General features: G+C 72.5%; 23 protein-coding genes. 4 read left to right on the forward strand and 19 right to left on the reverse strand.

What is annotated here, in order from left to right; all coding sequences use genetic code 11:
* The first annotated feature begins 46 nt into the window (after positions 1-46).
* Positions 47-1279, forward strand: coding sequence for a helix-turn-helix domain-containing protein (locus tag ACFXMG_RS32855; RefSeq protein WP_383827243.1), 1233 nt, complete (start codon positions 47-49; stop codon positions 1277-1279).
* A 56-nt stretch (positions 1280-1335) separates the two neighbouring features.
* On the opposite strand, the gene ACFXMG_RS32860 is transcribed toward ACFXMG_RS32855, so the two are convergent.
* From ACFXMG_RS32860 to ACFXMG_RS32940, 17 genes are read right to left on the reverse strand one after another with little or no spacing between them, the layout of a single operon-like run.
* Positions 1336-2970: a phytoene desaturase family protein gene (locus ACFXMG_RS32860; protein WP_383827246.1), complete on the reverse strand. Its 1635-nt coding sequence runs from the start codon at positions 2968-2970 to the stop codon at positions 1336-1338.
* Positions 2967-4451, reverse strand: a complete 1485-nt coding sequence (locus ACFXMG_RS32865; RefSeq protein WP_383827249.1) for an amino acid adenylation domain-containing protein — start codon at positions 4449-4451, stop codon at positions 2967-2969. Before ACFXMG_RS32865 ends, ACFXMG_RS32860 begins: the two co-directional genes overlap by 4 nt.
* The gene (locus ACFXMG_RS32870; RefSeq protein WP_383827252.1) at positions 4448-5473 is read right to left on the reverse strand and encodes a beta-ketoacyl synthase N-terminal-like domain-containing protein; all 1026 of its coding nucleotides are present in this window, start codon (positions 5471-5473) and stop codon (positions 4448-4450) included. The genes ACFXMG_RS32865 and ACFXMG_RS32870 overlap by 4 nt, the downstream gene beginning before the upstream one ends.
* Positions 5470-6669 (reverse strand): beta-ketoacyl-[acyl-carrier-protein] synthase family protein, encoded by a 1200-nt coding sequence (locus ACFXMG_RS32875; RefSeq protein ID WP_383827255.1) that lies wholly within the window; start codon positions 6667-6669, stop codon positions 5470-5472. Before ACFXMG_RS32875 ends, ACFXMG_RS32870 begins: the two co-directional genes overlap by 4 nt.
* Before the next feature lie 4 nt (positions 6670-6673).
* Positions 6674-6937: an acyl carrier protein gene (locus tag ACFXMG_RS32880; protein ID WP_383827258.1), complete on the reverse strand. Its 264-nt coding sequence runs from the start codon at positions 6935-6937 to the stop codon at positions 6674-6676.
* Between the two features lie 49 nt (positions 6938-6986).
* Positions 6987-7745, reverse strand: coding sequence for a 3-oxoacyl-ACP reductase FabG (gene fabG, locus ACFXMG_RS32885; RefSeq protein WP_383827260.1), 759 nt, complete (start codon positions 7743-7745; stop codon positions 6987-6989).
* Positions 7742-8197 carry a holo-ACP synthase gene (gene acpS, locus ACFXMG_RS32890; protein WP_383827264.1) on the reverse strand — a complete coding sequence of 152 codons (456 nt, stop codon included), beginning with the start codon at positions 8195-8197 and terminating at the stop codon, positions 7742-7744. Before acpS ends, fabG begins: the two co-directional genes overlap by 4 nt.
* 17 nt (positions 8198-8214) lie before the next feature.
* Positions 8215-9606: an MATE family efflux transporter gene (locus ACFXMG_RS32895; protein WP_383827266.1), complete on the reverse strand. Its 1392-nt coding sequence runs from the start codon at positions 9604-9606 to the stop codon at positions 8215-8217.
* Positions 9603-10346 carry a hypothetical protein gene (locus ACFXMG_RS32900; RefSeq protein WP_383827269.1) on the reverse strand — a complete coding sequence of 248 codons (744 nt, stop codon included), beginning with the start codon at positions 10344-10346 and terminating at the stop codon, positions 9603-9605. The genes ACFXMG_RS32895 and ACFXMG_RS32900 overlap by 4 nt, the downstream gene beginning before the upstream one ends.
* Complete coding sequence (locus tag ACFXMG_RS32905; RefSeq protein WP_383827272.1) at positions 10300-11481, reverse strand: acyl-CoA dehydrogenase family protein; 1182 nt, start codon at positions 11479-11481, stop codon at positions 10300-10302. Before ACFXMG_RS32905 ends, ACFXMG_RS32900 begins: the two co-directional genes overlap by 47 nt.
* Complete coding sequence (locus ACFXMG_RS32910; protein WP_383827275.1) at positions 11478-12071, reverse strand: acyl-CoA dehydrogenase family protein; 594 nt, start codon at positions 12069-12071, stop codon at positions 11478-11480. Before ACFXMG_RS32910 ends, ACFXMG_RS32905 begins: the two co-directional genes overlap by 4 nt.
* On the reverse strand, positions 12065-13012 hold the full coding sequence (locus ACFXMG_RS32915) for a 3-oxoacyl-[acyl-carrier-protein] synthase III C-terminal domain-containing protein (RefSeq protein WP_383827278.1): 948 nt from the start codon (positions 13010-13012) through the stop codon (positions 12065-12067). The genes ACFXMG_RS32910 and ACFXMG_RS32915 overlap by 7 nt, the downstream gene beginning before the upstream one ends.
* Positions 13009-13866 carry a hypothetical protein gene (locus ACFXMG_RS32920; RefSeq protein ID WP_383827280.1) on the reverse strand — a complete coding sequence of 286 codons (858 nt, stop codon included), beginning with the start codon at positions 13864-13866 and terminating at the stop codon, positions 13009-13011. The genes ACFXMG_RS32915 and ACFXMG_RS32920 overlap by 4 nt, the downstream gene beginning before the upstream one ends.
* A gap of 3 nt (positions 13867-13869) precedes the next feature.
* A complete protein-coding gene (locus tag ACFXMG_RS32925; RefSeq protein ID WP_383827283.1) occupies positions 13870-14133 on the reverse strand; it encodes an acyl carrier protein in 264 nt (87 codons plus the stop codon).
* 10 nt (positions 14134-14143) lie between these two features.
* Positions 14144-15406, reverse strand: coding sequence for a type III PLP-dependent enzyme (locus ACFXMG_RS32930; protein WP_383827286.1), 1263 nt, complete (start codon positions 15404-15406; stop codon positions 14144-14146).
* Positions 15403-16743: an ATP-grasp domain-containing protein gene (locus tag ACFXMG_RS32935; RefSeq protein ID WP_383827289.1), complete on the reverse strand. Its 1341-nt coding sequence runs from the start codon at positions 16741-16743 to the stop codon at positions 15403-15405. The genes ACFXMG_RS32930 and ACFXMG_RS32935 overlap by 4 nt, the downstream gene beginning before the upstream one ends.
* Positions 16740-17825 carry a 3-oxoacyl-[acyl-carrier-protein] synthase III C-terminal domain-containing protein gene (locus ACFXMG_RS32940; protein WP_383827292.1) on the reverse strand — a complete coding sequence of 362 codons (1086 nt, stop codon included), beginning with the start codon at positions 17823-17825 and terminating at the stop codon, positions 16740-16742. The genes ACFXMG_RS32935 and ACFXMG_RS32940 overlap by 4 nt, the downstream gene beginning before the upstream one ends.
* Before the next feature lie 115 nt (positions 17826-17940).
* On the opposite strand from ACFXMG_RS32940, the gene ACFXMG_RS32945 reads away from it, so the two are divergent.
* The gene (locus ACFXMG_RS32945; protein ID WP_383827295.1) at positions 17941-18903 is read left to right on the forward strand and encodes an LLM class flavin-dependent oxidoreductase; all 963 of its coding nucleotides are present in this window, start codon (positions 17941-17943) and stop codon (positions 18901-18903) included.
* Positions 18904-18991: 88 nt separating this feature from the next.
* On the opposite strand, the gene ACFXMG_RS32950 is transcribed toward ACFXMG_RS32945, so the two are convergent.
* Positions 18992-20473: a hypothetical protein gene (locus ACFXMG_RS32950; protein WP_383827298.1), complete on the reverse strand. Its 1482-nt coding sequence runs from the start codon at positions 20471-20473 to the stop codon at positions 18992-18994.
* A gap of 309 nt (positions 20474-20782) precedes the next feature.
* Entirely contained in the window at positions 20783-21748 is a 966-nt protein-coding gene (locus ACFXMG_RS32955; RefSeq protein ID WP_383827301.1) for a pirin family protein, read from the reverse strand.
* 163 nt (positions 21749-21911) lie between these two features.
* Between ACFXMG_RS32955 and ACFXMG_RS32960 the strand changes: the two genes are divergently transcribed.
* Together ACFXMG_RS32960 and ACFXMG_RS32965 are read left to right on the forward strand one after the other, a co-directional pair.
* A complete protein-coding gene (locus tag ACFXMG_RS32960; RefSeq protein WP_383827304.1) occupies positions 21912-22256 on the forward strand; it encodes a tetratricopeptide repeat protein in 345 nt (114 codons plus the stop codon).
* 91 nt (positions 22257-22347) lie between these two features.
* Positions 22348-22770, forward strand: coding sequence for a DUF6153 family protein (locus ACFXMG_RS32965; RefSeq protein ID WP_383827306.1), 423 nt, complete (start codon positions 22348-22350; stop codon positions 22768-22770).
* The last annotated feature ends 93 nt before the right edge of the window (positions 22771-22863 follow it).

Genomic DNA, 22863 nt, shown 5'->3' on the forward strand with positions numbered 1-22863 from the left:
ATAGGCTCGCTGGGCCTTGAGATGCAGAGGAGCGGGGGGGCTCTCATTGCTGCGGGAAGTACTGGTCAAAGTCCGCCTGCGCCACGGATGGACGCAGGAAGAGCTGTCGGAGCGCTCGGGCCTGAGCGTGCGCACGATCAGAAACCTGGAGACGGGAAAGGTGAGCAACCCGCGGCGCGCGTCGCTGCGACTGCTTTCGTCGGTGCTCGCGCCGGAGGAGAAAGCGCTGCTGGCGCCCGCTCCGGAAGGCGAACCCGCCCCGCGCCGCCAGGAGATGAGCACACCACGGGACACGATCGTGGGTCGCCACGAGACTGTCGCGTTCCTCACCGAAGCGCTGCGGGCCCAGCGTCTGGTCACGCTCGTCGGACCGGGCGGAGTGGGCAAGTCCCGGCTGGCCCTGGCGCTGGCGGAAGCCGTCACGACCCCATCGGGAGACGGCGTGTCAGTCATCGGGCTCGGCACGATGCCGCCCGAACGGTTCGCCCCCCAGGAGAGTTTCGACCGGATCTCCGCGGCGCTCACCAGGGCGGTGACGCGGTCCGCGCAAGGGCAGCCCCAGGTGGTGATCCTCGATGACGCGGAGCTGGTGTCCGCGTCGGTGACCCGGCTCGGCAAGCGGATAGTGGCCGACCACCCCGAACTCCGTCTGATCATCACCACGAGACTCCGGCTACCCTTGAACGCTGCCTGTGTGTGGGAGGTGACACCGCTCGCCCTGGAGTCCTCGGACGGCGGTGTTCCGGCGGCGGCCCAGCTGTTCCTGCGCCGGGCGAGCGCCTGGTTCCCCGGCTTGGCCGCCGGCATGGACCTGGAACCGGTCAGGCAGCTGTGCGCCCTGCTCGACGGCAACCCCCGGTATCTGGAGTTCGCGGCGGAGCGGCTGCGCTCGGTCGGGCTCGACGATCTGCTGGCCCTGCTGCGGAGCAACGACAGCCGGCTGAAGATCCTGCGCTCGGCCGACGCGTCGCTGCTGCCCCACCAGCGGGACGTCGTCACGAGCGTCGAGCGCAGCCTTCAGCTCCTCGACCCCGTGCTCCGGTCGTTCCTGGCCCGACTGGCCCACTTCGACGGGGACTTCCTGCTGTCGGACATCGAGGGGCTGGCCGCTCTCGACCACTACGCGCGCCTCGACTTCGTCCACATGCTGGCCCAGCTCGCCGATCACTCCGTGGTGCAGGTGATCCGCGGTGACGAGTACCGGTACCGGCTGACCTCGGGCGTGCGTTCCGTGCTGATCGCCGGGGCGGAGAGCGAACTGCTGGTCAACGGGTCCTAGTACTCCAGCAGGGGAGGGCGGGGCAACCCGCCCTCCCCTGCTCGGACGGGGAGCCGTCACCCGGCGGCGAGTGGGCGGGGCAGGCGCAGCGGGGGTACGGAGCGGGCGGCGCGTGCCCGGCCGCGGGAGACCCGGAGCGGATCCCAGTCATCGCCGCGCTCGGGGAGCAGGTTCGCGTCGGCAACCACCGCTCCCGCCGTGACGTCCTCCAGCAACGGTCGGCCGAGGATCTCGGACGCACACAGCACCGCGCCGATGATCACGCCGGGGAATCCGCCGCCCGTGCGCGTGCTCGCGCCCACCAGATGGAGCCCGTCCACATGGGTCGCGTACGACGGCCGCCACGCGCCGACCTGCCGGGGCGTCGCGGCCGGGCCGTATGCCGTGCCGCCCGTCGCACCCGTGTAGCGGGTATGCGTCAGGGCCGTCGACAGCTCGACATGGGTGAGGTGCTCACGGAACGGGCCCAGCACGTCCTCGGCCAGATCCAGCAGTCGCTCGGTGAGTGCACGCTTCCCAGCCGTGTACGCGCCCTCCTTGCGGTACCCGCGGCCGTAGGCGGCCGGGGCCGCCTCGGGCAGCAGGGTGAGGACCTGGAAGGCCTGATGCCCCTCGGGCGCCAGACCGGAGGCCGGGGAGATCATGGCGAAGCGGGTCCCGGACGGGTCCGCGTGGCAGGCGTCGAGGTCATCGTCCAGGAAGTGCCAGACGTTGTGGTCGCGCGGCCGCTCGAACTCCCGGTCCACCGCCAGGAACAGGGATGCGGTGGGCCGGGCGTAGGTCGTGCGGGCCAGCCGGGCGCGTAGCCGCTCCGGCAGGGCCTCGGGTCCGACCAGCTCCAGCATGGTGCGGTGCTGATCGGCGTTCGACACCACCACCGGAGCCGACAGCCGTTCGCCCGACGACAGCAACACGCCGGTCGCCCGTCCGCGCTCCAGCGTCACCCGCTCCGCCCGTGCTGTGGTGCGCACCTCCCCGCCATGGGCCTCGATCACCTCCACGAGCGAGGCGATCAGATGCTGGCCGCCCCCGACGATCCGGTGGGCGCCCTCCATGTAGCTGTCCAGCATCGCGCCGTACGCCGACACAGCCAGTCCGGACAGCGGCATCCCGAGGTTGAGCGACTGCGCGGCCAGCGCGGTCCGCGCCTGCGGGGAGAGGCCGGCCGCGGACAGCAGGGCGGTCAGCTCGCCCCGCTCCCAGCGCGTGGACGGTCCCACCGGAGCCCTGGCCCTCGACTTCCGGCCCGCCGCGGACAGGGCGTCGACCACCAGGTCGATGCCCTCGGCCTCCCCGGCGAACGTCTCCTTCAGCCGGGCGCGATATCGGTCCCAGCCCGCAGGCACCCGGAAGGTGAAGCCCGGCGCGGACACCACGTCGAAGCCGTCGGGATCGGACGGGCTGAACCCCACCCGGCCGGCCAGCCCCAGCCCGTTCAGGATCGCCCGGCACCGCCCTCCCGGTCCGATATCCCCCAGGTAGTGCGCCCCGACATCGAACTCGTACAGTCCACGGCGCCGGAAGACCTGGGCGCAACCACCCGCCACGTCGTGCGCTTCGAGCACCAGCGTGCGGCGCCCCGACGCGGCCAGGTAGCCCGCGCACACCAGGCCCCCGACGCCGGACCCGATCACGATCGCGTCCCAGACGCCCCCGGCTCCCGCACGGCTCACGGGGCTCGCGGCGCTCACCTGGCCTCCCCGCCGCCGGCGGCGCGCTCCGCCAGCGCCTTGCGATCCGTCTTGCCGTTGGCGTTGAGCGGCAGTGCCTCCAGCCGCTCGAAGCGCCGCGGGATCATCGCCCTCGGCAGCAGGTCCGCCAGCCCGATCCGCAGATCGCGGGCGTCGGCGCACCCGCCCACCCAGAAGGCTGCCAGTTCGTCGTCCACCGCGAGCACGACGGTGTCCTCCACCCCGGCGCAGCCGCGCAACGCCTGCTCGATCTCGCGCAGTTCCATCCGGACCCCGCCGATGTTGACCTGGTCGTCGAGCCGGCCGAGGTAGGCCAGTTCACCCCCGGTCATCCGTCGCACCAGATCTCCGGTGCGGTACCAGCGCTCTCCCTCGTGGTCGAGGAAGCGTCCCTCGTCGTCGGCCGGGTCCAGATAGCCCGCCACCATCTGCGGGCCCCGGACGCACAGTTCACCGGTGTCCGCCTCCGCTCCGGGGCCGTACAACAGGTAACGCAGCCCCGGATGCGGCCGGCCGATCGGTACGATCCCGTGCCGCGACAGGGCCACCGACTCCGGCGGCGCCCAGCGGTGCATCGTGCACGAGATCGTCAACTCGGTCGGCCCGTACAGGTTGTGGAGCGCGGAGTTGTCCGCCGCGCGCTGCCACGCCTCGGCGTCCTCGCACATCAGCGGCTCACCGCAGAACAGGCTGAGCCGCAGCCCGGCCAGCCTGCCGGGGCGCAGTTCGTCCGCCCGCCGCAGCATCTTGATCACGCTGGGCGCGGAGAACCAGACCGTGAGCCCGTGCTTGCTCACGAACTCGGGCAGCCGGGCGTACGCCCCCGGTGGCACCGCGACCAGACGTCCGCCGCAGCCCCAGGCCGCGAACATGTCGAACACCGCCAGGTCGAACGTGAGGTTGAAGGTCTGCGAGAACACGTCCCGGTCCGAGAACCCGAACCGGTCCTGCACGACGTCCAGATAGTGCGCCACGTTTCCGTGCGAGACGGGCACTCCCTTGGGGCGGCCCGTCGAGCCCGAGGTGAACATGATGTACGCGGGGTCGTCCGCGGCGGCCGGCCGCGCGCTGGTGACCGGGGGAGCCGTGGGTCGCTCCACCACGGTGACCCCGGCCAGTTCCGCGCCCAGCTCCCGTGCCCGGGCCGCGCCCGCGGCGTCGACGACCAGCACGTCGATCCGCGCCGCCTCGATCATCAGCGCGGTGCGGCGCACCGGGTAGTCGGGGTGCAGCGGGACCGCGGCGGCTCCCGCGTACAGCGCCCCGAGGAAGCCGGCGTAGGCACGCTCACCGGGCAGGGCCAGCACACCGACGCGCGTCACGTGGGGGTTCGCCGCGAGCACCTCGCCCGCCAGCTCCCGTGCCCTCAGGTCGAGTTCCTCGTACGTGAACCGCTCGCGGCCCACGACGAGCGCGGTCCGCTTCGGCGAGCGGGCGAGTCCTCGTTGGAAGTACGACAGCAGGGTCGCGCTCCGCGTCATCGGGTCACTCCGCCCTGGTCGAGCACCACCGCGCCCACCGCGCCCTCGGGGTCGACCGCGACGACCAGCGCGGGCCCGCGGTCGGACGGCTCCCGCTCCAGCAGCCACGCCATCTGCAGGGCGCTGTGCGCGCTGTAGCAGTCGCCCATGACGTCCTCGTGGTACACGGGCTCCGTGCCCAGCAGCTTGGTCAGCGCCTCGTGCTGGGCTGTGTCGGTCTCCTCGTCCCCGGTCGTGCGTACGACCGCGAGACGTACGTCCGCCGGGTCCAGCCCGGCGCGGTCCAGGGCCAGTCGGGCCACCCGGCCGACCGCCTCGGGCTCGCGGGGATCGGCGGCGCGTACGACGACGCTCCCGAGCCGCGCCAGCACCCGTCGCCCGACCGCCTGGGCGTCGGCGCCGCGCTTCAGCACGAACATCGCCGCGCCCTCGCCGACGGGTCCGGTACCGAACGCCGCCTCCCACCACCACAAGGAGGCCCCGGTGACCTCTTCGGCGGCACCCGCCAGCACGGAGTCGGTGTGCCGCTGGGACAGGCTCATCTGCGCGTGCCGCAGCGCCTGGAGCGCCGCCAGCGGGCCACCGGCGACCGTGGAGTTGGCCCCGCGCATCCCGGTACGGATGGCGAGGGCGCCCGCTGTGGTGTTGAGCACGGTGTTGGGGAACAGCGCGGCGTTCACGACGTACGGGCGCTCCCGGTTGAAGCTGTCCCAGCCGAACGTGACGGTGCTGGCGATGCTGCCCACGGTGGTGCCGACCGCGATGCCCGTACGGTCCCGGTTGTCGTCGGTGACGGTCAGCCTCGCGTCGGCCATCGCCGACTCGGCGGCGTCCATGGCGAACAGGGTCGCCCGGCTGTTGAAGCGCGCCACCTTCCTGCCGAGCCGCTCCTCGGGCGCGAAACCGGAGACCTGATGGGCAAGGGTGCCGGGGGAACGGCCCTCGCGCGGGCCGGTGTCCAGCGCGCGGGCCACACGGTCGGGCCGCACCCGGCCGACCCCGGTGATCACGATGTCGGTCACTCGGCGCTCCCCAGAATGGTGATGGCGTTGTTGCCGCCGAACGCGAACCCGTTGTTCTGCGCGATGCGCACCTTCTCGGGCACGGCCGTGTTGGGCACCGGATCGATGCCCTCCAGCTCCGGATCGGGCGTCAGGAAGTTGACGGTCGGAGGCAGGAAACCCTCCGAGATGCTCAGGGCGCAGGCGACCGCTCCGAACCCGCTTGCCGCGCCCATGGCATGCCCCAGCATGGACTTGATGGAGCTGGTGGGCGGCGGGGTCGGACCGAACACGCTGCGCAGGGCCCTGCTCTCGACCAGGTCGTTGGTCTTCGTGCCGGTGCCGTGCGCGCAGACGTAGTCGATCTGGTCGGCGCTGACCCCGGCCCGCTCGTGGGCGGTGCGCATACAGCGGGCGATGCTGTCCTCGTCGGGCGCGACCGGATGCGACGCGTCGCAGGTCATGCCGTAGCCGAGGAGCTCGGCGTAGACGCGGGCGCCGCGTGCCCGGGCCGCGTCCAGGGGCTCCAGGACCAGGGCGACCCCGCCCTCCGCGGGGATCATGCCGTCACGGTCCCCGTCGAAGGGGCGGCACTGCGTCGCGGCGAGCGCGCCGAGGCGGTGGAAGCCGGCGTGGGTGAAACGCGTGACGGAGTCGGCCCCGCCGGCCACGGCGATGTCGGCCTCCCCGGCGGTGAGCAGATCGTAGGCGTAGCCGAGGGCGTAGTTCCCGGCGGAGCACGCCGTACCGAGGGTGACCACCTCGCCGCCCGCGCCGATCTCGCGGGCGGCGGCCAGGCCGAGCTTGGCGGCGGGTATGTGCGCGGCCGTCACCGGGTCGGGCGGGCCGTAGCCCCGGCTGTGCCATGCCTCGGCCATGTCGACGACGGCGGCCAGCTCGCCGGACGTGGTGCCCATGACGACGGCCACTCCGTCCCCGGAGGCGTCGACGCCGGCGTCGTCGACCGCGAGCCGGGCCGCGGCGGCCGCGAACTGCGCGGAACGGCCCCAGCGTTCGGGGGAGATCCGGGTGAGATGGTCCCGCGGGCGGAAGTCCGTCACCTCGCCACCGGTTCTCCGCAGGAAGCCGGTGGTGTCGAAGCTTCCGACGGGGCCCACGCCGGTCTTGCCCAGGCGCAGGGAGCGGGCGAAGGCGTCGATGCCGATGCCGATGTTGGACACCGGGCCAAGACCGGTGATCGCGATACGTCGTCGCATTGCCTCACCAGCCGGCGGTCTCGGCGACCACCTTGAAGGTGGCCTTCAGGTTGACCATGCGCGGGATCGCCTCCTCGGAGATCAGGACGCCGTAACGCTTCTCCAACTGCGTCACCATCTCGATGGCGAGGAGCGAGTCCGCCTCCAGGTCGTCCACGAAGGACTGCGCGGACTCCACCGCCGCGGGGTCGGCGTCGAACAGCTCGGCCGCGAGGTCTCTGATCTCGGCCAGGCGTTCGTCGGTCGGCTGCCGGGTCGCTGCGTTCATGGGTGTCTCCTGGTTCGCGGAAGGGGGGTGGGGAATCGGGCGGCGGGCATCAGCCGGCCAGTCCGCCGTCGACGCGCAGCACCGTGCCCGTGACATAGGCGGAGCGGTCGGACACCAGGTACGACACGGCCTCGGCGACGTCGTCCGGGCGCCCGAACCGGCCGAGCGGAATCCGCTCCTCGGCCCGGGCGCGGGCGCGGGCCGGCATCGAGGCGACCATGTCGGACTCGATGTAGCCGGGCGCGACGACGTTGACGCGTACGCCGTGTCCTGCGGCCTCCTTGGCCAGCGAGGCCCCGAGGCCGTGCAGTCCGGCCTTGGAGGCCGCGTAGTTCGCCTGGCCCGCGTTGCCCTGGAGCCCCGAGACCGAGGAGACCAGGACCAGCGAGCCGTGTTTGCGCCGCAGCATGCCCAGCAGGACGCAGCGGATCAGATGGAAGGCGCCGTCCAAGTTGGTCCGTACGACCTCCGACCAGGCGGTGGGCGACATCAGCGCCGCCGCCCCGTCGCGCGTGATGCCCGCGCAGGACACCGCCGTGTCCGCCGGGCCCAGCTCCTTCTCGGCGTCCTCGGTGAACGCGCGGACCGCGTCGAAGTCGGTCACGTCCACGGCCCGGTGAAAGACCCGGCGGCCGAGGTCCTCGACGGCCTTCGCGGTCTCCAGCGCGGCGCCGTGGTCGCTCCGGTAACAGAACGCGACGTCGAAGCCGTCCGCGGCCAGCCGGACGGCGACGGCCCGGCCGATGCCCCGCGATCCGCCCGTGAGCAGCGCGACCCCTGGTACCTGGGGAAGAGCCGGATTCGTCATGAGTGCACCTCCGGTGACAGGTGGCCCTGGGGCGCCGCATAGGCCACCGCCACACAGACCACGAAACCTTCCTGATGACTGAGCGAGAGAGTCACGCGTCCCACGAGCAGCACGCGGGCGAGGTCCGCGGCCCGGCCGTGCAGCCGGACGCCCGGCGCCCCCAGCGCGTCCCGTGTGACCTCGATGTCGCGCCAGCCCAGGCCCTGGCCCAGCCCGCGCCCGAGCGCCTTGGCCGTGGCCTCCTTCGCGCAGAACCGACCCGCCAGGAACTCGTCGCGCCGCGACTCGCCGAGAGTCTGCGCGTACGCCAGCTCCGCCGGGTGAAACACCATGCGACGTCCCCGCTCACGGGCCGACACCCGCCGGAACCGCTCCAGCGAGAGCAGGTCGACGCCGAAGCCGACGGCATGCGGCGCCGCGCACGCGGTACGCGCGCCGAACAGCCGCCGCACACCTCGTCCCACCCGGCTCACCGCCTCTCTCCCCGAGCCGGGCGGTCGCCCACGGCACGCGCCCCCGCGCCCTTGGGGAAGGCCGGACCTCCCGGCGCGCGGTACAGCAGCCACCACGCCACCGGCCACGAGCCGGCCACGCCGACGGCGGCGCCCACGGAGAGGACGACGTACAGGCCGGTCGTCGATTGCGTCGTGTGCGCGGCCCAGGCGCCGACCGACAACAGGCCGGTGAAGTGCAGCAGGTTGAGCGCGATGGCGATGGGCCCGCGTCCCCTCTGCTCCAGCAGCGTCAGCGCGATCAGGGCGAGCGCCGTGCACCCGAAGGAGGGGCCGACGACGGTCATGAACCGGTGCGCCTCGTCCCGCGTGGCCTGTTCCATCGGCATGGCGGACACCGCCCACGGCCCCGCCGCGAACAGCAGCACCGAGACGGCCGCGTATCCGCAGAAGGCCAGGACGGCACCCTCCCGCAGGGTCCGGCGCGCCTGCTCCGGGCGCCCCGCCGCGTGCTGCTGGTTGACGAGGATGGCCACGGCGGAGCCGAAACTCGTCGCGGGCACGATCACCAGGGCCTGGAGCGTGTAGCCGAAGGAGAAGCCGGCCACCGCGCCGGTGCCGTACGGCGCCACGACCCTCAGCAGCACCAGTTCCACCACGAACAGCAGCAGGAACGAGCCGGACACGGGCAGCCCGACGCCGGCGAGCGAAGGCAGCGTCTCCCGGTCCCAGCCGCGCAGGCCCCGCGCCGTGAAGGACTCCTGGCGGCGCAGCAGCAGGACGCCCACCGCCAGCGAGGCGGCACCTGCCAGGGCCAGGGAGACCGGCAGGGCGGCCAGCCCGAGATCCGTGGCCTCGACGAGCAGCGCCAGCGTGCCCACCGTCAGGACGGCCCCCAGGGCGCTGACCAGCAGGCTCGGCCCGCTTCTGCCCAGTCCGCGCAGGACGGCCGCGCACAGTTCGCCGAGCAGGCCGACCGGGCTGACCAGGACCATCGCCAGCAGGAAGCCGGCGAACGCGGACCGCTCGTCGTCCGGCACCGCCACCAGCGCGCTGATGGGCCGCGCGCACAGCACGACCGCCACACCGACCGCGAGGTAGGTGAGCAGCCCGACACGGGTCACCGAGCCGAGCAGCCGGGAGGCATCACCGGCGCGCCCGGCACCCGTCCGACGGGCCGCGAGGACCTGAAGGGTGATCGCGAGCCCTGAGTTCAGGGCGAGGAACACGAAGGCGATCGGGGCGTAGACCGCCCGCAGGTACAGCGCGGACTCGCCCATGCCGCCGAGCTGCGCCACGACCACGAACTGGGTGCCGTGCGTGATGACGCTGCCGACCATCAGGGGCGCGGCGAACCGCGCGATCCGACCCTTGCCCATGTCGCCGTCCCACGGCGCGGGCCCGCTCATCGAGGACCCGCCTCGGCCGGGTCGGCGGCCTCGGCCGGCCCGCCCGTCTCCAGCAGCAGCCAGCGTTCCTCGCCGGGCGCGGACGCTTCCACGAGGAACAGCCGCAGGCCGGGTACCGGGCCGGCGAGCAGCCGCGCCAGCACCTCCCAGCCGTCCCCGGGGACCTTCAGCACGAGGTCACCGCCGGTCTCCGGCATCCCGGTGCCGGACCCGGTCACGCGCAGCGGGCCCGCCCCGGCCACGACCCGCACCGCGGTGACGGAGTCGTCGGGTGGGACCGGGCCGAGGGCGTACTCGGTGTGGTCGGCGATGAGCACCGTGCCGCGCGCCCACGGCTCCAGCAGCCAGCCCAGCATCTCGAACACGCCGGTATGCGGGGCGGATTCGAGATGGCTCAGGCCGAACTCCTCAGTGATCTCCCAGGGCACCTCGTGCGAGACACGGGGCAGCGGCACCGTGTGGTGCTCGCGGTCGTGGCCCCGCTGCACCAGCACCAGGGACTCCCGCCCGCCGGTCGGTGCGCCGAGCCCGCCGAGGGCGCGCAGGGCCAGGTCCGCGATGCCCTCGCGGTCGCCGGACCACAGCGACAGGCCGTCCGGGACGGTGCCCGTGAGCTGCCGGACGTACGCGACGAGGAGGCGGGCGCCGTCATCCAGCTCCGCGGCCCCCGCCGGCAGGCGGGACGGTGAGCCGTCAGCCGCGCGGGCGCAGGAGACCGCCTCGATCGACAGGACCGCCATGGGCTCTCCCTCCCTTCAGATGCGTCCTGGCCACGTGCTGGCGCTGGATGTTGGTGGTGCCCTCCATGAACTCGAAGCCGCCCACGTCCCTGACCCACTTCTCCAGCAGGGGGTGCTCCACGAGCGCCGCCGGACCGAGGGCCCGGGTCGCCCAGCGGCCGACCTCGACCGCCAGCCGGGTGGCCGTCAGCTTCGCGGTGGAGGGCAGACCCTTGCCGTCCGGCTCCAGGTCGACGGCCGTGCCGGCGGCGTACACCAGGTGCCGACAGGCCTCCAGGCGGCCCGCGTACTCCTCGGTGCCAGGGGCCGACGGCCTCAGCTCACCGACCAGTTCGTGCAGGGCGAGTCCCGTGCCGACGGCCATGGCGGCGACCTGGACCCTCATGTGGTTGAAGGCCCGCAGCGCGCCCCACAGACCGCGGCGCGCGGGTGAGAGGTGCGCCCCGAGCAGCATGTCCGCCGGAACCGGGACACCGTCCAGACCGATCTCACTGAGCCGGGCCCCGCGCAGCCCCACCATGTCCAGACTGTGCGCCCGGTACCCCGGCGCGGGCACCTCCACCAGGGCCGCGCGGATGGCCATCGGCCCCCGGCCGGTCCGCGCGAAGACGACACCGACGCTGCCCCGCGAGCCGTTGCCGATGTACCGCTTGGTGCCGTGCAGCCGGTACAGGCCGGAGCCGTCCGGGACGAGCCGGGTTTCGAGGTTCGCGGCGTCGTTGCCCCGGTCCGGCTCCGTCATCGCGAAGAAGGACCAGGTGGCCCCGTCGGCGAGGCGGCTGTGGAACAGCTCCTGCTGCGCCGCGTCGCCCAGCTCGTCCAGCAGCAGGCCGGCCAGCGCCGGGCCCGGGCAGGCGAGGAGCATGCCCGCGTCGCCGCGGGCGAGTTCCAGCGTGGACACCGCGCGCTCGGCGCAACTGGCCGAGGAGTAGGTGAACCGGCCGAGGCGCAGCGGCTTCCCCGTGAGCCGCACCGGGGTGGTGGCCTGCCGGATGACGTCGTAGGCGGGCAGGTCCAGAAAGGGCTTGAGGTCGGCCGGGTCGGCGTCCACCGCGAGCGCGTGGGCGCGTAGTTGGCCGGCGAGTTCCGCGGTGACCGTGCGCAGGGCCCGCAGCCGTTCGTCGAGGATGATCACCGCTGGGCCTCCCCGGTCAGGCAGAGGTTCGCAACGAGGGCGGACACGTGCACGACACGGGCGGGGTGGTCCTCGATGTACCCCTCCGCGCCGAAGAACTTCGCGATGCTCCAGCCGAGTTCGTCCAGCCTGGCGTGCCAGTCGGCGACGACCGCGGCGGGTGCCTCGTGCTCCTCGGCCGCGTCGGTCGCCAGCCGCAGCACCTCCAGCTCCGCGACCACGTCGGCGAGATCACCCGTCACCATCTGGAGGTCGATGAGCCGGGTGCCGTCGAAGGTGCGCAGGGACAGGCGTTCCACCGCCTGTTCGGTGAGCCGGCTCAGCGAGCCCGCGCGCACCGCCGCGAGCCGCGCGGCCCACGTCCCGGCGAGCCCGCCGCCCACCGTCCCGGGCAGCCGCACCAGCCGGATGCCTTCGAGGGAGGCCAGCCGGTTCGGCACGGTCTCGCCGTCGACCGCGAGGTGGGCGGGCACGGCGGCCACTCCACCGGGCGCGGTCTCGCGGACCGGGACGGCCCGCAGTGCGGCACCCAGTCCGGCGGCCAGCCCCTCGCGGTGCGCGAGGGCGTGCAACCGCTGTGCGTCTAGCACGGTTGTCCCTTCGATTCGATGACGAGGGCGGAGAAGTACGCCCCCTGGCCCAGCGCCACCAGTACGCAGCGTTCGCCGGGCCGCAGCCGTGCGGCCCGGTCCAGGTGGGCGACGCCGAGCAGTCCGTCGATCCCGAACGTGTGGCCGTACCGCGGCAGCAGGTCCAGCACGATCCGGGAGCGGGGAACACCCGTCATGGAACTGAAGGACCGCCAGAACATGGCGTTGTTGTGGTGCGGCAGTACCCAGTCGATGTCCTCCAGCGACAGCCCGGCACGGGCGACGGCCGCCCGGACCACCCGGACCGCGCCCTCGGCGGTGGCCGCTCCGTAGAGCGGCGCGCTCTCCTCGTCCAGGCGCAGGTTCTGGTGGAACCGGGTGTCCTTGTCGCGGGCCGACGCGAGCAGGGCGTAGCGCCCGTGTCCGCGGCGCACCACGACCGCGGCGGCGCCGTCCCCGGCGACGGTCACGCCCGGGATGAACCGGGGCCCGTCGGACACCGATCCCTGGTCGCCGCCCAGTACCAGGACACGCCGCTCCGGCCCGTCGGTCCGCGTCAGGTAGCGGGCCGCCAGGTCGATGGAGTGCAGGACGGAGGTGCAGGCGACCTGGGAGACGCCGAAGACGGGTGTGCCTGGTGTGCCGAGCCGTCGGCGTACCCGCCCGGCGAAGCCCGTCCCGTACGCCATCGGCTGGCTGAGCAGCGTATGACCGTAGAGGACGAGGTCGGCGCGCTCGCCTCTGAGCGCCTCGGCCCCGGCGTCCAGCAGCAGCTCCTCGAAGCTCTCGCCGTCCTCCAGGACGCGGGTCTCGCGCAGGCTGTAGACCCGGTCGAACACGCGTCGCTCGCGCGGCGAGAGGCCCTGGCGGACCAGGAAGTCGGCTACCGGCTCGACGTGTTGCGGCAGCCGTGTCGCCACGGCCGAGAGACGGATGCTCACGACGCCTCCGCCGGAGCGAAGCACGCCACGTACAGCCGGCCGGTGTTCGGCTCGAAGTCTGCGACCACCGTAGGCCGTTCGACGGGCCAGCGGTCGGCCAGCGCGCTCCAGACTCCCGTGCACGGCCTGCGCCCGGACAGTCCGACAGTCCCGTCGCGCTCGGGCCAGTCCCGCGGGAGCGCCTCCGTCAGTGCGCCGCCCAGGATCACGGCGGCTCCCGGCACCGCGCCCAGCACCGTCCTCAGGGTCGGCTCGGGGTCGGTCACCGGCTCCTCCTCAAGGAAGAGCAGTTCCGCGCCGCCCGCCGAGGCGGTGTGCAGCAGGACCACGGCGTCCACGTCGGCCTCCGCACCCGTCGGCCCACCGGGCAGTCCGCCCGCCACCTGGTCGAAGAGGACGCAGGCGCCCTCCGTCAGACGGTCCGTCAGCGCCATTGCCGTCAGCAGGCGCAGGGCGGTGAAGGGCGCGCCCGCCCCCTGCCCGGACACGGCGACCACGTCCGGCGCGCCCGGCAGCAGACCGGCCAGGTAGCAGCCGGCGACCTGGCTCAGGTCGGGGTCCGGCAGCCCGTACGCCATGATGACGCCGTCCAGCGAGGGCAGCGGGGCGGCCAGCCCCTCGACCAGTTCCCTGCTCATCAGAGAGTAGGTGTTGCCGTTGCCGTTGCCGTTGCCGTTGCCGGGCGGGGCGCCGGTGGCGGGCGTGCCGCCGTAGGCGTCGGCCAGGTCGGCGTACAGGCGGCGCTCGTCGGCGTTGCGCGGGCGGCCGGGACGGGGCGGGAAGGTCCTGCCCAGCGGGCGGGAGACCCTGAGCCGCCGGCCAGGCCGTCCGGAAGGCGCGGTGGTGCCGGTCATGGGTCAGTTCGCCGGTTCGGTCAGCATCGAGGCGGCGACGTAGTCGGCGAGGCTGCCCACGGTCGCGAAGACGCCGGGTTCCAGCTCGTCGGGGTCGATCTCCAGACCGACCGTGTCCTCCAGCGCCATCAGCAGCTCGATGACGCTGGTGGAGTCCAGCGCGAGGTCCTCGAACAGGCGCATCTCCTCCGCGAGATCGGGGATGTCCTTGTTCAGGACGTCGGCCAGGGCTTCCTGGAGGTGCTTGAGGATCTGGGCGCGGTCCATAGGGTGCTCCTCAGTCGGTGGTGTCGTCGGCGGACAGATAGGGGGCGAGCAGGTCGTCCGTGGTGTCACGGGCGCGCAGCAGCCGGCTGCCTCCGCCCGTCAGCAGCACCTCGGCCGGGTGGCCGTGACTCAGGAACAGCACGGGGGAGGCGCTCGGTCCGTACGCCCCGGAGCGGCGCACGCCGAGCAGGTCGCCCGGGCGCAGTTCGGGGAGGTCGACCCTCTTGCCGACCGTGTCGTTCGGGGTGCACAGCGGGCCGGTGATGGTCCAGGGCCGCCGGTCCTCGCCCGTCGCGTCCCGTCCGAGCAGGTCGATGGGGAAGTTCCGCTTGACGAAGGAGCCGATGCCGACGGCCGCCATGTGATGGTGTGTTCCGCCGTCGGTGACCGCGAACGGCTCGCCCATGGACTCCTTGGTGTAGCGGACCTCCATGAGGTACGTCCCGGCGTCCGCGGTCAGATAGCGCCCTGACTCCATGATGAGCCGGGTCGTGGGGTGGGCGGCCCGGAACGTGTCCAACAGGGGGTTGAGGCCGAGTGCGAGGGCCTCCATGTCGAGTTCGTGCTCGCCGTCGAAGTACGGCACCCCCAGTCCGCCTCCGAAGTCGACGACGTCCAGGGAGATTTCGAGCTTCGCGGCCACCCGCTCCGCGAGGTCCAGCGCGTACGCGGTGTTCTTCACGACGACGTCGGCGTCGAGGATGCGGGTCCCCGAGTACACGTGGACGCCGGCGATGTCGAGGTGCGGGTGGCGGCCGACGAGGCCGGTCTCGCCCAGCACGACCTCCTCGTCGATGCCGAACTGCCGCGGTTTGCCGCCCATGGTCAGCCGTGAACCGCTCACCGAGCAGGCCGGGTTGACGCGCAGCATCACCCGCTGCCGGACCCCGTGCTCAGCGGCGACGGCGTCCAGCCGGTCCAGCTCCTGGAGCGACTCGCAGACGACGGCGTAGATCCCCTCCCGCACGCACGTGGTCAGTTCCGCCGCGCTCTTGCCGGGGCCCAGGAAGATGATGTCGTCCGCCGCCACCCCGACGGACCGGGCGATGCGCAGCTCGGCCAGCGAGCACACCTCGGCCTTCGCGCCGCCCGCGTGCAGCAGGGCGAGAACCGCCGGGTTGGGGTTGGACTTCAGGGAGAAGAAGATGTCGAGCGCGGGATGCAGGGCCCGGCGCGTGTCGGCGATCCGGCCCTCCAGCAGGCCGCCGTCGTAGACGTAGGCAGGGGTTCCGTAGGTGTCGGCGATGGCCCGCCAGTCCGTTGTGTCCGTCATGCTCCACGTGTCATTTCGGTCAGTCTCCGCTCTGCGGAGCTCAGCAGGTGCCGGCTCTCCTCGGCGGAGTCGGCGATGGCAACGGCGTAGACCCGGCCGTGGGACTCACGCCCCGGGGTGACGGCCGCGTTGAGGGTGGCGAAGTTGTTGACGAGGACCCCGGTGCCGGACCCGACGCCGAGGAGCAGTTCGTCCAGGGCCTCGCGGACCTCGGCGAACCGGTGCGGGCGGCTCACCCGCAGCTCGACGGCGCCCGCGAGGGCGCACCGTCCAGCCTGGAGGAAGCGCTCCGCGATCCCGTTCTGGTACGTCGCCATGTTGAGACGGGCGTTGATCTCCAGGCAGGGGTACAGGGTGCCGTCACGCGCGACGAGCGCGTCCACGCCCACCAGGCCGGTGTAGCCCTCGGCGTGCAGCGCGCGGCCGATGACCTCGGACGTCTCGCGCAGCTCGGTGACCAGACCGGCGGGCAGCTGCGGCGGGAACTGATGTCCGCGGTGCACACCGTTCTCGGTGAGGGCCTTCTTGACCTCCTCGAAGCGGACCTGCCCGGAACGATCCACGAGGAACTGGTAGTTGAGGTCGTAGTCCTTGTCGACCCACTGCTCGACCGTGAGCGAGAGCGGTCCCGTGGCCCGTCTGCGGGCCATCATCCGCACGAGGCGCTCGCCCTTGTGGATCGAGTCGACGACGGTCATGCCGCGGCCCGAGACTCCCAGTGACTCCTTCACCACGACCCGGGTGCCGGCGGCGAGATGGGTGTGGAGCGCGGCGGACAGCTCCTGGAGGGTGCGGCACACGCTGCCGGGGATCGTCCTGATACCGGCGTGGTCGGTGAGTGCACGGCTGAAGGTCTTGCCGTTGACCCGCCGGCACACGTCCGCCGAGGGACCTGCCAGGGGCAGGCCGGTCTTCTCCGACAGGCGTTCCTCCACCTCGGAGATGCCCAGCGGGGCGAGGAAGGTACGGCCGTCGTCCATCGCCGCGAGCCGTTCGAGGAGCACCGGCGACTCCAGGGCGTCCTCCGAGACGTTGCGCTCGGGCAGGTTCTCGTCGACGACCAGCACGTCGGCCCCTGCCGCGCCCAGCTCCCGCAGATACGCCAGGTAGTCCCGGTCGACGGCGTCCTTCAGGACGACCGTGTCGCCGCGCTCCGCGAGCAGGACGCCCAGCTCCTCCATCCGGTTCACGGTCGCGCCGGAGAACGACAGCCCGCTGCCCGGGAGTTTCGCCTCGTCGGCGCCCCAGATCCGCTCCACCTCGAAGTTTCCGAGGAAGACGTAACGCGCTCCGGAATCCCCTGTGACGCTCTCCTTGAGCCTGCTGATGAAGCTCATTTCCCGTTCCCCTCTTCGATATGGACGACCGCCGCCGAAAAAGTCGCTCCCAGCCCCGCTGAGACCAGGAGGACGAATCCGCCGCGGTCGAGCGGCAGCCTTCCCGCCGATTCTGCGGACGCGAGATTCACGAACGGATCGACGCAGAAGCAGTGTCCCAATTCACCCACGTTGTCGAGGAAAACCCGCTCGATGGGAAAGTCCAGTCGTGTGCTCAATTGCCGCCAGAACAGCCGGTTCACGTTGTGTGGGACGACGACCGAGAGATCGGCCATCGCAAGGCCCGCCGCGGCCACGGCCTCCGTCATCACCGAGGCGATCGTGGGCACGTACGCGTGCTCGTACCGCCGCCGCTTCTCCTCCGGCATGTCCAGCACGTCGTGGAACTCGCCGAGCACGCGGTACGCGGTCGACAGCACCCGGTGCCCCGGTGGCCGGGTCCCGAGCAGACAGGCGGCGGCGGCCTCGCCCAGCAGGGTGAGGCCCGCGTTCCTCTGCACGACGGACGAGGGCACCTTCTCCCCGCCGACGAGCAGCAGCGTGGACCCCGCCGGCTCAAGTGCCAGCAGCGCCTCGGCCACCCGCAGGGCGTACAGGCCCACCGCGCAGTTCTGGTGGGAGAGCCCGAAACCCCGCACGTGCTCCAGGCCGAGCTTGGCGCGCAGCCCGTCCAGGAGCCGGTCCGCTCCCGGCGCGGCGTGCTGCATGGTGTGCGCGTGGACCAGGTAGCGCACCGCGTCACGGTCCGCGTCGGCCAGCGCGTCCTGGGCCGCGGCCAGCAGCATGTCCAGCACGGAGTGGTCCGGGGCGACGGCGATCCGCCGCATCCCGAGAAACCGCTCGTACATCTGGACCTGCTCCTCGGTGAGACCCAGCTCCCCCTTCAGGTCGGAAACCGTGACGCGCTGCGGCGGTATGAAGGGAGACACCCGCTTGATGTACAGCAATTCAAACCCTTCCCGCTTCTTCCGCGACGGCGTGCTCGACGAGGCTAGAGGGACGCCCGAGGGCCGATCCAGGCAACTTCCCGGCAACTCGGCGCAGACAAGTTGCCGGTAGCCGAGCTGGCCCTCGCGGGCCACAGCGTGTTTTCCTTGCGTCCGTTATCCATCCCGGCCGGCGGATACGCCCCGAGGGAACAGCCGTAACTGTGGGGGAAACGACGTGCTCGACGTTTACGCTACTTGTCCGTCCTCGATGCACTCCACTCCTGCGGAGTTCAACAGGAAAATCGGCGACATCGCCCGCTGGACCGATTCCCTTGGATTCCGCGGCCTGTTGATATTCACCGACCACGATGTGGTCGACCAGTGGGCCGCCGCCCAGATGCTCATCCAGCGCTCGGAGCGCCTGGTCCCGCTGGTGGCGGCCCAGCCGCCCTACATGCACCCGTACACGGTCGCCCGCATGGTCACCTCGCTCGCCTACCTCTACGGACGGCAGGTCGACCTCAACCTCGTCACGGGCGGCAACCGTTACCGGCTGCGCTCCATCGGGGCACGGCTCGACCACGACGAGCGCTACGACCAGCTCGTGGAGTACGGACACGTCATCAGGCGTCTCCTCACGGAGCGGGAGCCGGTGACCCACTCGGGCCGCCACTACGACCTCACCGAGGCCACCCTCCCCTCACGGCTGCCCGCCCACCTGCTGCCCCGCATGTTCGTCGCCGGCTCCTCCCCGGCCTGCGACAGGGCCCAGCAAGAGCTCGGCGTCGCCCGGCTGCGCTATCCGGCCCCGCTCGCCGAGTACGACCCCGGCGCGGGGGAACTGGAGGGCACGGGCATCCGCATCGGCGTCATCGCGCGGGACACCCACGAGGAGGCGTGGCGCGTCGCACGCAAGCGCTTCCCCGACGACCGGGACGGCGCCCGGCTGTACAAGGTCGCCTCCCGGCTGTCCGACTCGGCGTGGATGCGAGAACTGGCGCAGGAGGCCCGCACCGCGGGGGACGCCGAATCGGCCTACTGGCTTCAGCCGTTGCGCACCTTCCGCGAGTACTGCCCCTACGTGGTGGGCAGCCATGCCGAGGTGGGCGAGGTCCTCGCGGGCTATGCCGACCTCGGTGTGCGCACCGTCATCCTCAACGTGCCCGAGGACGAGGACGACCTCGGGCACGCGGCTCTCGCCCTGCGCACCGCGGTGAACAGCCGCTCCTGACAGGGCTCGGGCCCCAACGCGCCTCGACGCGCCCCGGCGGAGCCGCCCGTCGGCGACGCCGGAACCCGCCTGCGGGCGCCCGCGCGGGTCACCCGCCCGCCGGGCTCAGCGGAACCCACCCCGCCGCCGCGGGCACCTCGGACATCGCGGGCCCACCCGCCGGCGAGGCCAGCGCGGCGAGCACGAGACGCTCGCAGCCCCGCAGGAATGCCTCCACCTCGGCCGGCGGGGTGCGCCAGGTGTCGGCCAGGACCAGCAGACGCATCGCGTCGGCGTCCCCCGCGATGTCGACGAAGAAGGTGATCTTGTCGAGGTCGGTGCGCTCCACCCAGCGGAACTCGCTGCGGAGCGCGGCCTCCCGCACCCCGTCCGCGACGGCCGCGACCTCCGCGAGCCGGTCCGCGTGGGGCGCGCTGCGCCAGGACCACATGTCGTTGAAGCGGCAGGCGAGATCGGGCGCGGAGCCCCGCCGCCCGGTCACCTCGCGGACGAGGTCCGCCGCCGCCCGAGGGTCGAAGCGGCCGCACAGATAGGCGCCCAGCATCCCGGTGGCGGTCGTGCGCAGATGCCCGGCGAAGTCGGCGGCGTCGGTGCGGACGGTCGTGGTGACCGTCTGCGCCAGGCTGCCGACCGAGCGGCGGCGGTCGGTCGTGGACCGGTTGCCGTGCACGATGCCCAGCGTGCAGCCGGTCCGCCCGGACAGCGCGGCCAGCAGCGCGGTCACCGTGCCGAACAGCACGGCGGAGCTGCTCACGCCGAGGCGCCGGGCCAGCGCGTACACGGCGGGAGGCAGCGCCCGGGAGGTGAGTTCGCCCCGCCAGTAGCGCGGGCTCCCGCCCGGTCGGACGGGCCCCGTCATCGACTCCGGCATGCACTCCAGCTGCCGCTCCAGCGCCCGCAGCGCGCGCCCGCCGCTTCTGCGGCCCCGCTCCGACCGTTCGAACCCGGCATCGTCCAGGGGTGGTACGCCGAAGTCGGCCGGCGGCAGCGGGCGGCCCTCGGCGCGGGCCGTGAGCAGGCACGTCAGGTCGCCCTCCACCAGCCGCGCGCTCTCCATGTCGACGGCGAGCCGGGAGAACAGCAGCACGACACCCACCGGGGCGCCCTCGGCGGTGAGCACGGCGAGCCGCAGCGGCAGCTCCCGCGCGTGGTCGAAGGGGCGCGTGGTCAGCCCCGCGAACTCCACGTCGAGGCCCGCCAGAACCGACTTGGCCCGCTCGAACGGGTCGCCGGCACCGACCTCCAGGACGAGCGCCCGAGCCGCGCCCGAGGCCACCACCCACTGCCGGGGACCGCGCTCGTCCTCCACGAAGTGCGTCCTGAGCGTCTCATGACGATCCATCAGGTCACCGAGGGAGCACAGCACGTCATCGAGGCTCATCGCGTCCGGCGGCCGTACGTCCTGCCGTACGAAGTAGAAGCTCTTCGACTCCGGCATGAAGTACTGGATGTCGTCCCAGGTCGTCAGCTGCCCCCAGGTCATGGGAGCGTCGCCGCCACGGCCGCCCGCGAAGGTGACCGTGCCCCAACGGGGAGGGTTGCTGTGGTGCGGCGAGGCGTGGTCGGGCATGGGGCTCCCTGTTCGTCGTTCGTCGCGAAAGGAGAAGAAAAGCCGGGAGGGCCGCGAAGTCGGCGTCACGCTACGCAGAGCGCACGACGTAAGTCAACGAAACCCCGACCGATCTCAACGCCCGGCTGACCGGCAACTTTCCCGCCGGGAGTTGCCGGTCATTTGCCTGGAATCCGCATGAGGGTGCCGCCGTACGATCTCGAATCGACAGGCCCCTGATCCACCTGGAATCGCCGCTGCGTGAACCACCGGGTGAATACCGAGGTTGAACTCGTGGAGTCGCAGGGGCTGAGCTCTTCCTTTAGACGGTCAGCGCACCCGGCCACGGGCTTTGAGGTGGGCGGCCGGGACCTCGGGGGCGGCCAGGCGGGTGCCGTCGTAGCCCTTGACCTCGCCGAAGCGGTCGCTCGCCATCCAGTCCTCGCGGGCCTGGCGGATCTCGTCGTCGGTGCGGCCCACGAAGTTCCACCACATGACGATCTCCTCCTCGAAGGGTTCGCCGCCGAGGAGCATCAGGCCCGCGTCGGAGGTGGCGCGGAGGGGGAGGGAGGTGCGGCCGCAGCCGAGGTAGAGCATGGAGCCGGGGAGGACGGGGACGCCGTCGACGTGGGCCTCACCTGACATCGCGAGGACCGCGTACTCGAAGTCCGGGTCGAGCGGGAGCTCGGTCTCGGTGCCGGCGGTGAGGGCGAGGTCGGCGCCGACGATCGGGGTGTACGTCGTGCCCGGTGAGGCCGCGCCGTCGAGGGAGCCGAGGATCACCGTGGCGGTGAGGCCGGGCGCCGTGACGCGGGGCAGGTCGGCGTGGTGCTGGAAGTGCGGCTCGACGTTCCGGTGCGCGTCGGGGAGGGCGACCCAGAGCTGGGCGCCGTGCAGGAAGCGGGCGTGCGGGCGGGGGCTCTCCTCGGAGTGGGAGATCGCCCGGCCCGAGGTCATCAGGCCCAGCTCGCGGGGGCGGATCGTCTGGAGGCTGCCGGTCGAGTCGCGGTGCAGGACCTCGCCCTCGTGGAGCCAGCTGACGGTCTGGAGGCCCATGTGCGGGTGGGGCGGGACCTGCATGCCGGGCTCGTCGGCGATGTCGTCGGGGCCGTAGTGGTCGACGAAGGCCCAGGCGCCGACCATCCGCCGGCCGAGGTTCGGCAGCAGGCGCCGTACCTCGGTCGACTCGCCGAGCCGGACGTGGCGGGGGCTGAGGAGCTCGCGTACGGGCTCGGCGACGACGAAGCCGCGGCCACCGCACACGGCGAGCTCGGCCTGGCGGTCGAGATTGCTCATCGAGGATCGACACCTCTCCTGTGGGGGGATTCCGTGCGGGGCTCCGCGAGGGGAGATTCCGCCAGGGCACCCAGTGGTGGAATGTTCAACTAATCGTCGGTGTTGACGACGGCGGACCAGCCCACAGGGTGACAGATCAGGCACCCCGGAACAGGGAGAGCAAGTGAGCGACACGTACTACGAGTTCGGAACGGCCGCCGACCGCTGGAGTCGCGCGCAGCTGTTCTTCGACGCGAAGGAGTACCAGACCGCCGTCCGCATCCTGCGCGGCCTCGTCGCCGAGCACCCGGACCAGACGGCCCAGCGGCTGCTGCTCGCCCGCGCCTACTACCACTCCGCCCAGCTGCGGCTCGCCGAGGCCGAGCTCCGGACCCTCCTGGAGCGCGACCCGGTGGAGCACTACGCCCGGCTGATGCTCGGCCGCACGCTGGAGCGCCAGGGCCGCGCGGACGAGGCCGCCCCGCACCTGCGGATGGCCGCGGCGATGAGCGGCGAGCTGCCGGCCTGAGCCGTCGGGGTCGTCGCGAGACATCGCGGGCAGTCCTGACGCGGAACTGATACCCCCACACGGTATGGTCGGGGGCCAGGAGGTCCTGATCATGCCCACACCCCGGCCGCGCCACGGCGAGCGAGCGGGAGGTGCCCTCGCGCACCTCCTGCTCGCCGTCGTGCTCGCGCTCGGGGTGTTCATGATGCACTCCGTGGGTCACCCCGAAGGGGCACCCACAGACGCGGCAAGCACGACGAGCGTGGCGGCGGGGGCTCACGCAATGGATACCGCCGGTACCCATGGGGCCGCCCCGCAGGACGAGGGGCACGCGCCCGGCTCGGGGATGGACATGACCACGCTCTGCGTGGCCGTCCTCGCCGGGTGGCTGCTCGCCGGTCTCGTACGGGCCGCGCTCGGCCGCCGCCCCGACTGGCTCGTCCTCCTCCTCGCGCGGCTCGCACCCGCGCCCGGGCCGCACGCCCCGCCGCGCCGCCCTCCCGACCTCGCCCGGCTGTCCGTCCTGCGGATCTAGGCCGTACCCCCGACTGCCGCGGGCCGCTCCCTGCCGCCCGCGCGCCACCGGTACGAGCCCGAAGACCGTCACGTACAGCACACGAGGTATCAC

It is taken from the genome of Streptomyces sp. NPDC059201 (assembly GCF_042754585.1).
Taxonomy (GTDB): domain Bacteria; phylum Actinomycetota; class Actinomycetes; order Streptomycetales; family Streptomycetaceae; genus Streptomyces.

Excerpts from the sequence above, each read along its gene's own strand:
- ACFXMG_RS32865 (WP_383827249.1), bottom strand. The coding sequence starts at position 4,451 with ATGACGCGGAGCGCGACCCTGCTGTCGTACTTCCAACGAGGACTCGCC.
- ACFXMG_RS32875 (WP_383827255.1), bottom strand. The coding sequence starts at position 6,669 with ATGCGACGACGTATCGCGATCACCGGTCTTGGCCCGGTGTCCAACATC.
- ACFXMG_RS32880 (WP_383827258.1), bottom strand. The coding sequence starts at position 6,937 with ATGAACGCAGCGACCCGGCAGCCGACCGACGAACGCCTGGCCGAGATC.
- fabG (WP_383827260.1), bottom strand. The coding sequence starts at position 7,745 with ATGACGAATCCGGCTCTTCCCCAGGTACCAGGGGTCGCGCTGCTCACG.
- ACFXMG_RS32895 (WP_383827266.1), bottom strand. The coding sequence starts at position 9,606 with ATGAGCGGGCCCGCGCCGTGGGACGGCGACATGGGCAAGGGTCGGATC.
- ACFXMG_RS32900 (WP_383827269.1), bottom strand. The coding sequence starts at position 10,346 with ATGGCGGTCCTGTCGATCGAGGCGGTCTCCTGCGCCCGCGCGGCTGAC.
- ACFXMG_RS32920 (WP_383827280.1), bottom strand. The coding sequence starts at position 13,866 with ATGACCGGCACCACCGCGCCTTCCGGACGGCCTGGCCGGCGGCTCAGG.
- ACFXMG_RS32925 (WP_383827283.1), bottom strand. The coding sequence starts at position 14,133 with ATGGACCGCGCCCAGATCCTCAAGCACCTCCAGGAAGCCCTGGCCGAC.
- ACFXMG_RS32930 (WP_383827286.1), bottom strand. The coding sequence starts at position 15,406 with ATGACGGACACAACGGACTGGCGGGCCATCGCCGACACCTACGGAACC.
- ACFXMG_RS32935 (WP_383827289.1), bottom strand. The coding sequence starts at position 16,743 with ATGAGCTTCATCAGCAGGCTCAAGGAGAGCGTCACAGGGGATTCCGGA.
- ACFXMG_RS32945 (WP_383827295.1), top strand. The coding sequence starts at position 17,941 with ATGCACTCCACTCCTGCGGAGTTCAACAGGAAAATCGGCGACATCGCC.
- ACFXMG_RS32950 (WP_383827298.1), bottom strand. The coding sequence starts at position 20,473 with ATGCCCGACCACGCCTCGCCGCACCACAGCAACCCTCCCCGTTGGGGC.
- ACFXMG_RS32955 (WP_383827301.1), bottom strand. The coding sequence starts at position 21,748 with ATGAGCAATCTCGACCGCCAGGCCGAGCTCGCCGTGTGCGGTGGCCGC.
- ACFXMG_RS32965 (WP_383827306.1), top strand. The coding sequence starts at position 22,348 with ATGCCCACACCCCGGCCGCGCCACGGCGAGCGAGCGGGAGGTGCCCTC.